This window comes from Methylophilus sp. DMC14 (assembly GCF_056314085.1).
In genome coordinates, this window is record NZ_JBQUZA010000004.1 from 331,283 (window position 1) to 343,094 (window position 11,812).

Below are 11,812 nucleotides of genomic sequence, written 5' to 3' on the forward strand. Positions count from 1 at the left end.
GATAAAGCCGTCGTTGTTCGCATCCGTCGTGATCTCTACCGTCGGCGCAACGCCGTCGTTAGGGATCGCTGTATCAATCGCTGCCGAATCTGAGGTAGATGGAGAAACTTGACCTGACTGATTAATAATCGTGGCCGTTACTGTTAATGTTGTGCCTTGCGCAGGTAATGGAATTGGTACATCAACGGAACCAGCAGCAATATTTGCTGCATTCAGAACAATATTGATTGTACCGCCGTTATAGACAAGGCTTAATGTGTCCCCAGGCTCTAGGCCCACAGGCAAAGCTACATTTGCGTTTGTCGTTGTCGCATTACCTAATTCGCTAAAATTCAGAATCCCGTTGTTATCTTTATCATCAGTCAGCGTAATCACCGGAGCATTACTTGCCGCAGTAAGGTAAACGTAGTTTGGAGGAATATTGACCAAGCCTGCAGCTGCCCCGGCACCATTGCCGCCGGTATAATTAGCGCCTGCCGCATCGGGCGTTTGAATACGATCCAAGTTAACGAATGAGGCATTACCGTCACTACCTGCTTCACCGGCTGCCGGGTTATCAAGCACCTCAGTGACATCGCGGCCTTCATTCAAAGCGGTTAAAACGGCATCAAATACAGACTGATTCACTGCATTTTCAGAGACATCAGACACATCGACTTGGGCCAGATTATCAGTAATCTTGACAGTTTGTGCTTCGGCAAAGTTAACGGTTTCACCATTTGCAAGTTTAACGCTTACGGCCGCACCAGAGGCAGTAATCACTTTATCCCCAGCGTGTAGCACTTCGCCCTGCTTCAACATGTGTCGATTGCCATTGGCATCCACAACAATTGCCATGCCTTGAACGTTTGTAACTGTACCGATCACAGTAGCCATTTTTTCCTCACTTTAAATTGAGACTATTTTGATAGTCTCGTATTAAACGCGAGTGATCGATTAAAAGCTATTGTACTAAAGTACAGTATTTAGACCTGAACAAACAACGCCCAGCAAGCGCACACTACAAGACTGACTAGAGATGTAAAAAAAGCGGAGTCAATTGACTCCGCTTTTAGATTGAAGAACCAGATGGTCAGGCTAAAAATTATTCAACGGCTTGGAAACGAATAATTTCTACACGACGGTTGGCATCGTTACCTTCCACAGGATCGTTTTCAGCAATCGGCTGTGAGAAACCATAGCCCTTAACAACCAGACGCTTAGCATCGGTGCCTTTTTTGATCAGATAGTCAGCCACAGCTTTTGCACGCTTTTCAGACAACAGCAGATTGTACTTTTCTTTGGAAGTACTACGCTTGTCCGTATGGCCGGCAATCTCAACCTTGTCGTTGCCCCACTCCTTGACAATATCATTCACGATATCCAGATCAGCATAGGACTCTGGCAATATAATTGCGCTATTAGCCTGGAACAGAATGCGTGGCGTAAATTTCATAGTCGCCTTTTCTTGAGCTTTAGGCTTAAAGGCTTCACCACTTCCTTCCCATGGCTTGGCATTTGCCAGCAATGCAGCTTTATCAGGCATGATTTGCTCAGGCACTACTGCTTTACAAACATTCTCGCGATCCATGTACTCTTCACGAGGATAATCACCCACATCTGTACGTGTGACGCCGAGCTTGCTCAGCAACAAGCCTTGACCTGCATACGTTTTTGCATAGGCCGTATTCAAATCCATTTCCGCAATGGTGAAGTTACGACGTGACTGAAAGTATTCGTTTTCAGTATCCAGCAAGTCAAGCAAGGTACGCTGGCCGATTTCGTATTGCTTGCGATAAGCCAAACGGGCATTTTCAATCGAATCCTGATGCTGTTTGCGGTAAGCAACTTGCTCAGTCAGTTGCTTAATGCTGTTGTAAGAAATTGCAACCAGTTGGCGGGTATCAATACACGCTTTGTCTCGCAAGTCGTGCGAGCGGTTTAGGGTTTCAACCGCAGAGTCCAGATTGGATTTATCCGTAAAACCGTTGAAAATATTCCAGCTCGCAGTCACTTCCAGCGTATCGGCAGCTAAAGTACTGAGTCTACTTTTGTCGTTGACATCAATAATTTTACGGCCTTGCAAATCAACGCGCGGCATAAAGGCAGCTTTACGACCGGAAACAGATTTTTCAACCGCAATAATATTTTCAATTGCAGCCAGAACGTTCGGGTTTTGCTTGTAAGCGGCATCTAACACTTGATCAGCTGAGGGAGAAAGGCCATCGCCCGTCATCATCACTTCATTCAGATTCTCTGGCGGCAACTCACCTACCAGACGCTGAAAGCGCGCAGAAACATCGTACAAATTATTTGTTTCAGTCACCAAGTTAGCCTCGGCCAAAGCAAGACGCCCTGTAGCTTGCTCAAGGTCAACCTTCTTACCTACGCCGGCATCTACGCGAGACTTGATCTTATCGAAGACCTGCTTGTGCACGACAAAGTTATCCTGAGCATAAGAGACCAAGCGGCGGTAACGGATCAAATCGTAGTAAGCCGTGGCGGTATCCAATGCTACCCCCTGCATTTGCCCTTGCAACTCGTAGAAACGTGACTTAGCCACATGGTCCAGTCGACCGACTTCTGATGGCGTCGCCAGGCCATCAAAAATCATTTGGCGCAGCGTAAGGGTGGATTGCTGGTTAGGAGAGTAGGTATTGCTCACGTTAGGCGTCAGGCGCTCTTGATTTCTGAATACCTGATCTACAGTGACGTTTGGCAGATATTTGCCTTTTGCAGCAGATTCATCTAGTTCAGCTGCCTTAAAGGCATGAAAGCTCGCTTGAACTTCTGGGTTTTCTGATACTGCTTTCTCGATAATTTTCTCGAGACTTTCAGGACTCGCCGCCCAAGCCAACGAAGAATAAGAGAAGACGCCCACGAGGAGCGCTGAGGCAATTTTTTTTAGTTTCATTTGCAGACTCTTAACAAGTTATAAAGATTCATCCAAAATCAGTATAACCACGGAACTAAGCCTGCACAAGAGTGGTCGCCGCAATAAACCACAAACTTTTTGATAAATTTAGTGTAATTAGTCAAAAAAATGAAATTAATGCAATATAAAAACTCAAAAAAACTTCATGTATTCATATATTTACACGATAAATACATGAGTTAATTTACTTATTACACGTTAATTTAGTTGAGATTTATTCAAGCTGGCATTTTTGATGCCCACATTACCAGCAAAATGTCCCGGCGTGGACTGTCCTTGCAGAACCAAAGCCAAATGCAACCGATCGCGCACTTTAAGCGTATCAAATACTGAAGTTAGATGTGCCTTTACTGTACGCTCGGAGATGGCCAATAACCGGGCAATCTCTTTATTGCTACTACCTTTGGCGGCCTCTAACGCCACTTCTCGCTCGCGCTTGGTCAGATTTTCCAGAATGTCTTCTGGCAAAACTGACATGGCCTTGCCACCGGTTGTGAGGCTAATCAGGTGCTTGAGCACATCACGTCCCAGCCAGACTCCGCCTTGCGAAACCACACTAGAAACTTCTTTGAGCACATTCGAATGTGCATACGCATGCAAATAGCCTACCGCCCCTGATTCCAGCGCCTGCATGGCTTCAATTTGCTCTGGGTTATTGGAGAGGACGATGACTTTGGCGGCAGGCAACACGCGAAGAATATGTTGCAAAGATTGACGCCAACGGTTGCCCTGCTCTAGTTGCGCATGCACCCAAATGATGGGCGCACCCGCAATATCTGCGGACATCGCATCAGAAATGAGGGTTGATTCTGGAAAGGCCTTTTGCCAGGACTCGATTGCGTTTTTGAGGGTCGTGATAAATATATGCTTCATAGTTTTTAGCGCTCGGTCAATGCGTACGATTTAGCTTTTAACACTGGTTTTAATAAATAAGACAGCACCGTTTTTTTACCTGTGAGGATATCTACCTGTGCCACCATCCCCGGAATAATCGGCAGATGGTCGCCAAGATTATTCTTGGTTGTCCTCACTTTAACGACATAATATGCATTACCTTTATCGTCTATCGTGGAATCTGCAGCAATATCTTCTACAACACCATCCAAACTACCGTATATAGTGTAATCGTAGGCAGTGAGTTTGACCACTGCTGGCTGTTGCGGCCGGATAAAGGCGATATCCTTGGTTTGCACTTTGGTTTCAATCACCAGTGCATCATCGCCGGGCACAATCTCCATCACCTCTTTACCAGGCTGAATGACGCCACCTACCGTATTATAGTAAAGCTTGCTGATTTTGCCATTCACCGGAGAAGTCAGTGTCGATTGTTTCACTTTGTCTGAAAGTGCCACACTGGATTGTGTCAGGCTGTTGATTTTGGCAGTCGTCTCATTCAAGTCGGTGCGGATTTTGCTCATGAAAGACTGTTGTGCTTCAGAAACCTTGCGACGCGCTTCAGAAATCGCGGCAGTCAACCGTGACAGTTGTGCCGAGGCTTGATCAATATCCCCTTTGGCACGGTTTGCATCACGCTCCAGGCGCAAAATCTCAATCTCTGAAACCGCTCCACTGCTGAGTAAAGGGCGATTGGCAGCGAGCTCTTTACTGGTAGATTCATAAGTCTTGATTGCCACTTCTTTCTTAAACTGCACTTCCGATAGTTCACGTTCACGTTGCGATAGTTGGTCACGCGCAATATTGACTTGCGAGTTCAATTCATCTCTGGCTGCATTAAATAGTTGCAGCTCTTGCAAATAGGTATCAGGCGCTTTTTCTTGCACCTCACTGGGCGGGTTAAAGCTACCGCCATTCGCCAATGCCTTCAGTCGCGCCTCTTTAGCCGTCAAGGAAAGGTACTGACTCTCGTTTTCCTTGAGGGAGGAGATCGCCCGCGTTTCATCAATCTTGATCAAGGGTTGACCGCGTTTAACCGTATCACCCAGCTGCACCATGATGTCAGTCACAATCCCACCATCCAGTGATTGCACAACCTGTACCTGACGCGACGGAATCACACGCCCCTCGCCACGGGTCACCTCATCAACCTTGGCAATGCCGGCCCAAACCAGCAAAACTACCAAGATCCCAAGGATCGAATACATGATCAGCTTGGCATGCAGCATGGTGTCTTCAACCATCACATCATGCGCCTGTTCCACCCAGGTGCGCGATTCCGCTGTCTCGGTTTTGACAATTCTATCCACCAGCGCGTGTACAGGCTTACCCAGACGCACCCAAATACTGTCGGGTTTGGTAATCTGACCAATTTGATCGTATATTTTTTTTGCCATGATTATCTTGCCTTACCCACTTTGCCTGCACGCAATGCTGCAGTCACATCTTCTTTGCTGCCATCTGCAACCACTTGGCCAGAGTCAATGACGATCAACCGATCCGCCAGCTCCAGCATCGCGTTGCGGTGACTAATCACGACCAGCGTTTTTCCGGCAATGGCTTCGCCAATTCTGCGCTTAACGCTTTCTTCGCCTGAGTGATCCATGGCACTGGTCGGCTCATCGAGCAACACAATTTGCGGATGAGTCACAAACGCACGTGCAATCCCCACCCCCTGGCGCTGACCACCAGACAGCGTATCGCCACGCTCGCCGATTTCAAGATCAAAGCCTTTGGGGTGCGCATTGACAAACTCGGCAATCCCCCCCACCTGAGCCGCTTGCAAGACTGATTGATCATCGGCATGCGGGTCTCGCAACGTGATGTTGTCACGCAACGATCCAAAAAACAGGTGATTATCCTGCTGCACATAGCCAATGCTGCGACGTAATTCGGCCGGATCGATTTGACGTGCGTCGATGCCATCAATCAGAATCGCGCCCTCGGTTGGCTGGTACAAGCCCAGAATCAGCTTGTTGATTGTCGTCTTGCCAGAGCCCATCCGTCCGATCAGCCCAACATGCTCACCCGCTTGAATCCTGAAAGACACCCGCTGCAAGGCAAACTCATCCGAACCAGGATATTTAAAGGAGACATTCTTAAACTCGATTTCGCCTTTGAACGCGGGGCGCGAGAGGAAATTCATGCCTTTACTACGCTCAACCGGCTTGCCCATAATGTCATCCAGCGATTTCAGCGAAGTCGCCGCAGTGTGGTACTGGGTAAACAAATTGGCAATTTGTGAAATCGGCGCCAGGGCACGGCTGGTCAACTGCGAGCAAGCAATCAAGCCGCCCATGGTCAAATCACCATTTGAGATCAGGTAAACGCCCAGAATAATGATGGCGACACTAATGATCTGCTGTAAGGCGTAAGTGCCGTTGGTAATCGATGAAGACAGCAGTTTGATCTTGCTCCCAACTTCTGACAGAAACAGCGCACTCTTCTCCCACTTGCCCTGCATCTGCCCTTCCACGCCCATGGATTTTACCGTCTCCAGCCCAACCAGGCTTTCAATCAGTGTGGCATTGCGCTGTGCGCTGGCACGGTACATGGTTTCAGAGAGGTCATGCAGTTTGGTTTGCACGCTCAGTGAGTAGATCAGCACAATGGCACCGCCAATCACAGCGGGCAGCACCATCAACGGACTGATCCAGGCAATCACCACCAGAAAAATAATCCCGAACGGCAGGTCGATCAACGTCACCACGGTGGCTGAAGTAATAAAGTCGCGCACACTTTCAAACGAACGCAGATTGGAAGCAAACGAGCCAACGGAATTCGGTCTGGCTTCATACCGCGTGCCCAAGACCTTCTCCATGATTTGTGCACTGAGTTTCACATCAATACGCGCACTGGCCCAATCCAGAAAATAGGTACGCATTGAACGTAACAGCAAATCCCCCAGCACTATCAGCGCCACACCTAAGCCGAGCACCCACAAGGTCTCAACTGCCTTGTTAGGTACCACGCGGTCATAGACGTTCATGGTGAACAACGGCATGGCCAGCGCAAATAGATTAATCAGCAATGCCGCAATCATTACATCGCGGTAAATCGCACGGTTTTCGGCCAGCGTGCCCCAGAACCAGTGCCGGACTTTGATACGGCCCACCTCAGGCGTGCGTGCATCAAAAATGAAGTTTTGCCGGGTAATCAAGGCATAGCCGGTATATTGCGCCGCCAAATCTGCCATACTGATGGTGACCGGTTCAGAAGACAGCTCAGGGAAAATAACCTGGGCAAAATGCTGCGACTGATCAACCTGAATCAGCTGGCAGGCCCGGTCATTGTTCAACAGCAACGTGACATCCACCTGCGGTTGCAGCAATGTTGGAATGGCCGCTTGCTTGACCGTGACATCCAGTTGCAAACGCTCCGCAGAACGTTTGAATAATTCTGGATTTAATTTGCCATTCTGCAACGGCAAGCCTGAAATCAGGGCGTCGCGTGTAGTGGCCAACCGGTTATGGCGGCAAATATAAAGGAGGCACTCCAGCAGAGCGTCTTTCTCGGTTTTATTGAAGTATTGCGTCGTTTCCATGGCAGATGACTTATTATTATCCTTGTCCGAGTGATATCAGCGACTGATTAGCAAGATTGATTGTATGGTGTTTTAATTGATATCAAAACGGGGAGTATATGGCATAACCCCGTTGAATTACAAAAATTGACCGTATCAGAGCTCGCCAAACGAGAGGCTTTCCTGTACGTAGGGGCCGGTCACCGCCTCTATCCCCACCGCATTCAAACTATCCAGCTCCTGCTGATCCTGTACCCCCTCGGCAATCGGGACGATGCCCATGGTGCGCACCATCATGCAGAGGCCGCGCATCAGTGATTGCTGTTGTGGCCGCAAATGAATATCGCGGATCAGAGACGCATCAAACTTGATGTAATCCAGCCCCAGCTCGTGCAAGTCACCCAACTGCGCCAACCGGGTGGCAACATGCTCCATCCCGACCATGCAACCCAGCGATTTGACCAGGTGCACAAACTCCCTGAACTTAATAAAGTCACTAAAGGCCGCCTCTTCTGCCACCTCAAAACTCAATCTGGCAGGCTGACTGACGGACAGGATCAAGGCCTGCAGCTTGTCACGGTAATCATCACTGCGCATGGCAGCGGCCGAGACATTCACACTTAAATTGGCGTTGCTCTTGGCCAGCATATCGACGGCATACTCCAACGCAAGACCATCCAGCGTTTTGATCATATCTAGCTGGCTGGCCCAATCAATAAAGGCCCCCGCTGCCAGCCATTGATCGCCTTCATCAATATGCAAGCGCAAGGGGCATTCGTAGTGGAACAATTGTTGATGCCGCTGCATCACCGGATAGCAGGCGAGCTTGATTTGCTTTTGCTCGATTGCCTGCAGGAACTGCTGCTTCCACTGGTTCAGATAATTTTTTCTTGAGGTGACGATGCTATTGGCATTCATGACGCGCATCGGCAAGGCGGCCTGATCCTCAGCCAGGTCAAGAATAAATTGCATGACGCGGTAGATATCGGCAAAGTCGTCGCCTTTTTTGGTTTTGGTATGCGTCACGACAAACTGGAATTGCAGCATCTGCTGCGCGGCATTGAGTTTTTCCAGCACCAGTTTGAGCTCGGTCGCCACGGCGAAATCATCGACAGGCTGGCGGCTGAAAATCCCGAAAACGCCCCCGGCCAGTCGACCGCAGACCACATCAGGATAATGTGCCATCTGCTGCAATAGCGCATCGCCCACCTTTTTGATCAGCTGATTGGTCACGCTGTAACCCATTTGCCGGTCAATGTCGGACAGGTTACGTATTTGTACCAGAATCAGCATGCCCTCGACAAAACTGTCATTCTTGAGTGCCACCGAAGCCGTGTTGGTAAAGTGTGACTGGTTCATGAGACCGGTCACTTCGTCATAGTTGATTTGCTGGTTAAAAGTATTCAAGCGCTCGGACTCTGCCGTCACCATAGACTTGACGCGCTCGGACAAGGTGTTCATGGTGCGCACCAGCTTCTTGAACTCTTCCGTCTCCGGCTCGGCAATCGTAATGTATTTACGCTCACCCAAGGCTTCTGCCTGCCCAATGACTTCATCCAGTGGCCGCAAGATTTTCTTGAGCCATACGCCAGAAATTGCATAACTCAACAAGGCAACCAGCAGTGTCCACAGCAAGGCATGGCGCGACGTTTCCCACAGCTGGTCATAAGCCAGAGAGGGCTCGCTTTCCATGATCAGGGTGCCATATTGCTGCCACCCGGACTGAATATTGGCAACGCCGGGTTGAATCTCAATTGACAATAAAGACTGGAACCAGCCCGGGGCCTCTGAATGGGGCGCACGATTCACGCGTTCTATCATGGTCTTGTTGTCAGGCGACACAATCGCAATGCGGCGATAGTGCCCCATGTCAAACTGGGCGCTGACGATCAGCTCAACCGTGACATTGTCTTTTTGAATATTGGAAAGTGTAATGGCCAGCCCGTTGGCATTATCATTATTTTTCTTCTGTAGTTGCTCCGCCATATAGCGGTGGTCATTATAGACCCCCAGAAACAGACATCCGGCGGCCACCATCAAAATGATGGCCGAAATTGCGATACGTATTTGTTTGATTAATGACATCAGAAAGCCCTCTTACTTTCCTGGGGGGAGATTGGCAATTGCCCGGTCCTTATGCAGACTCTATGTGCAAGCCTAGCATCCTCACCCCATAATAACCATAGCTCTAACCATTTTTCCATCATTCCAATCCGTCCTGTCGCATCCGCGTCAACACATCTCGCCATTTTGAGATATTGGTGGGCGAGCCCGCACGTACCGTCGGGTTATTCGCCACAAACAAGCCCTTGTCGTTAAAACTGAAGACAGGCGCCAGGTCGCCCCGGCGCGAAGCCGGTAGCAATTCAAAATTGAGGTTATCCAGAATCAGTGGATCGCTGTTAGGCGTGGCATAGTAAGCCAGCACCATATGCGGGCGGATGGAGCCGCTAGGCATGCGCGCCCGAACATACGTCAGACGTAATTTATCCTGTGAAACACCCAGTTTCTTGAGCAGGATATATTTGGCAATACTGAAGTCCTCGCAGTCCCCCGCCCCCTTGCCCAAGGTTTCGAGCGGGCTGGCCCAGTAATCCTCCATGCCCCATAACGTATAGTCATCCACAAACAGCACATGCTGATTGGTAAAATCATTGACCATGCCGACCTTGGTCATTTCGCTGGAGCCGGCAATCTGCGCAAACAGCTCATTCAGGCGCATGACATTCTGATAAGCCTCTTCGCCGTAACGCTGGCGGACTTTCTCCAGCATCGCCAGCACATAATCATCCGCCTGGATCTGCGACCATAGCAGGCTGATTGCCAAGCATAGGCCTGTCAATACTCTGGCAAAGGTGGATGGCGTCAATTTCATGTCAGTTAAGGTTTTACAGGCAACGATTATGTCACGATGAAAAGAGACACAATTTAACAAACAAAATGGTTTTCATCGACAACTTCTGTGCGGTTTCATGCGACCAATCGCGCAAACATGACAGAGACAACAAAGACAAGTATGGACGGATTGGGTAAAATGCTGATTTTTCGCATCTATTAAATTGTTTAACCATGACGTCACTCACCACGCTCAACGCACTCTCCCCGCTAGATGGCCGCTACCAATCAAAACTTGACCCTTTGCGGCCTTATTTCAGCGAGTACGCCCTGATTAAATATCGCGCGATGGTAGAAGTCGCCTGGTTAAAAGCTTTGAGTGCCGCACCTGAACTGGCTGAAATCGCGCCATTCAGCCCGACGACCATAGACGAACTGGATGCTGCGATTGCCGCCTTCAGCGAATCAGATGCCATGCAGGTAAAAGCCATCGAAGTACGGACCAATCACGATGTGAAAGCGCTGGAATACTGGCTCAAAGAGAAGTTTGACGGCAATCCTGAAATCAAGAAAGCCAGTGAATTTATCCATTTTGCCTGTACCTCAGAGGACATCAACAACCTGTCTCACGCCCTGATGCTGAAATCTGCGCGTGAAGCCGTCATGCAGCCTAACCTGCAGGCAGTCATTGCCCGCCTGACTGAGTTGGCGCAAGCGCTGGCTGAGCAACCGATGTTGTCCCGTACGCATGGTCAAACGGCCAGCCCTACCACCATGGGCAAAGAGCTGGCGAACGTGGTTTATCGCCTGCAACGCCAGTTCAAACAACTGCAAGCGAACGAAATTTTGGGCAAGATCAACGGTGCCGTGGGTAACTTCAATGCACATTTGTCTGCCTACCCTGATTTTGACTGGGAAAGCTTTGCCAAACGCTTTGTCGAGTCTCTCGGCCTGACGTACAACCCGCTGACCATCCAGATCGAGCCGCATGATTACATGGCTGAGATTTACGACACGCTGGCACGGATCAATACCATCCTGATTGACTTGAACCGCGACATCTGGGGCTATATCTCGGTCGGCTATTTCAAGCAAAAAGTTAAAGCGGGCGAAATTGGCTCCTCGACCATGCCACACAAGGTCAACCCGATTGATTTTGAAAACTCTGAAGGCAACCTGGGCCTGGCCAATGCAATCCTGCGTCACCTGGCCGAGAAACTGCCTATCTCACGCTGGCAGCGTGACCTGACCGACTCTACCGTGTTGCGTAATATGGGCGTGGCCTTTGGTTACACACTACTGGGGTATGATTCCTGCCTGCGCGGCCTGAATAAGCTGGAAATCAATCCGCAGCGCCTGCTGGAAGACCTGGACAATAGCTGGGAAGTACTGGCCGAGCCGATTCAAACCGTAATGCGCCGTTATGGCATTGAAAATCCTTATGAGCAACTCAAAGAGCTGACACGCGGTAAAGGCGGCATTAACAAACAATCGCTGCATGCTTTTATTGAGACCCTGCCGATTCCTGCCGAAGCCAAGCAGGCGTTGCTGGCAATGACCCCTGCAACTTATACCGGCAAGGCCAGTCAACTGGTTAAACATATTTAAATCGCCGTTGATTTGACCAGGGAACTCTTAGCGTACTT

Annotated in this window: 8 protein-coding genes; 1 reads left to right on the forward strand and 7 read right to left on the reverse strand. The window is 49.4% G+C overall.

The window, feature by feature from the left end; translation table 11 throughout:
* From ACT53C_RS10610 to ACT53C_RS10640, 7 genes are all read right to left on the reverse strand, one after another.
* Positions 1–876, reverse strand: an 876-nt coding sequence (locus ACT53C_RS10610; RefSeq protein ID WP_476146000.1) for a retention module-containing protein, incomplete at its 3' end; no start/stop codon positions are given.
* A gap of 208 nt (positions 877–1,084) precedes the next feature.
* Positions 1,085–2,893, reverse strand: a complete 1,809-nt coding sequence (locus ACT53C_RS10615; RefSeq protein ID WP_476146002.1) for a TolC family outer membrane protein — start codon at positions 2,891–2,893, stop codon at positions 1,085–1,087.
* 219 nt (positions 2,894–3,112) lie between these two features.
* Entirely contained in the window at positions 3,113–3,787 is a 675-nt protein-coding gene (locus tag ACT53C_RS10620) for a response regulator transcription factor (protein WP_476146004.1), read from the reverse strand.
* A gap of 5 nt (positions 3,788–3,792) precedes the next feature.
* Complete coding sequence (locus ACT53C_RS10625; protein WP_476146006.1) at positions 3,793–5,205, reverse strand: HlyD family type I secretion periplasmic adaptor subunit; 1,413 nt, start codon at positions 5,203–5,205, stop codon at positions 3,793–3,795.
* A gap of 2 nt (positions 5,206–5,207) precedes the next feature.
* Positions 5,208–7,352, reverse strand: a complete 2,145-nt coding sequence (locus ACT53C_RS10630; protein ID WP_476146008.1) for a type I secretion system permease/ATPase — start codon at positions 7,350–7,352, stop codon at positions 5,208–5,210.
* Between the two features lie 135 nt (positions 7,353–7,487).
* Positions 7,488–9,416, reverse strand: a complete 1,929-nt coding sequence (locus ACT53C_RS10635) for a bifunctional diguanylate cyclase/phosphodiesterase (RefSeq protein ID WP_476146010.1) — start codon at positions 9,414–9,416, stop codon at positions 7,488–7,490.
* A gap of 118 nt (positions 9,417–9,534) precedes the next feature.
* Complete coding sequence (locus tag ACT53C_RS10640; RefSeq protein ID WP_476146012.1) at positions 9,535–10,206, reverse strand: transglutaminase-like cysteine peptidase; 672 nt, start codon at positions 10,204–10,206, stop codon at positions 9,535–9,537.
* Positions 10,207–10,400: 194 nt separating this feature from the next.
* Between ACT53C_RS10640 and purB the strand changes: the two genes are divergently transcribed.
* Positions 10,401–11,774 carry an adenylosuccinate lyase gene (gene purB, locus ACT53C_RS10645; protein ID WP_476146014.1) on the forward strand — a complete coding sequence of 458 codons (1,374 nt, stop codon included), beginning with the start codon at positions 10,401–10,403 and terminating at the stop codon, positions 11,772–11,774.
* Positions 11,775–11,812 lie beyond the last annotated feature (38 nt).

Excerpts from the sequence above, each read along its gene's own strand:
- ACT53C_RS10615 (WP_476146002.1), bottom strand. The coding sequence starts at position 2,893 with ATGAAACTAAAAAAAATTGCCTCAGCGCTCCTCGTGGGCGTCTTCTCT.
- ACT53C_RS10620 (WP_476146004.1), bottom strand. The coding sequence starts at position 3,787 with ATGAAGCATATATTTATCACGACCCTCAAAAACGCAATCGAGTCCTGG.
- ACT53C_RS10625 (WP_476146006.1), bottom strand. The coding sequence starts at position 5,205 with ATGGCAAAAAAAATATACGATCAAATTGGTCAGATTACCAAACCCGAC.
- ACT53C_RS10630 (WP_476146008.1), bottom strand. The coding sequence starts at position 7,352 with ATGGAAACGACGCAATACTTCAATAAAACCGAGAAAGACGCTCTGCTG.
- ACT53C_RS10635 (WP_476146010.1), bottom strand. The coding sequence starts at position 9,416 with ATGTCATTAATCAAACAAATACGTATCGCAATTTCGGCCATCATTTTG.
- ACT53C_RS10640 (WP_476146012.1), bottom strand. The coding sequence starts at position 10,206 with ATGAAATTGACGCCATCCACCTTTGCCAGAGTATTGACAGGCCTATGC.
- purB (WP_476146014.1), top strand. The coding sequence starts at position 10,401 with ATGACGTCACTCACCACGCTCAACGCACTCTCCCCGCTAGATGGCCGC.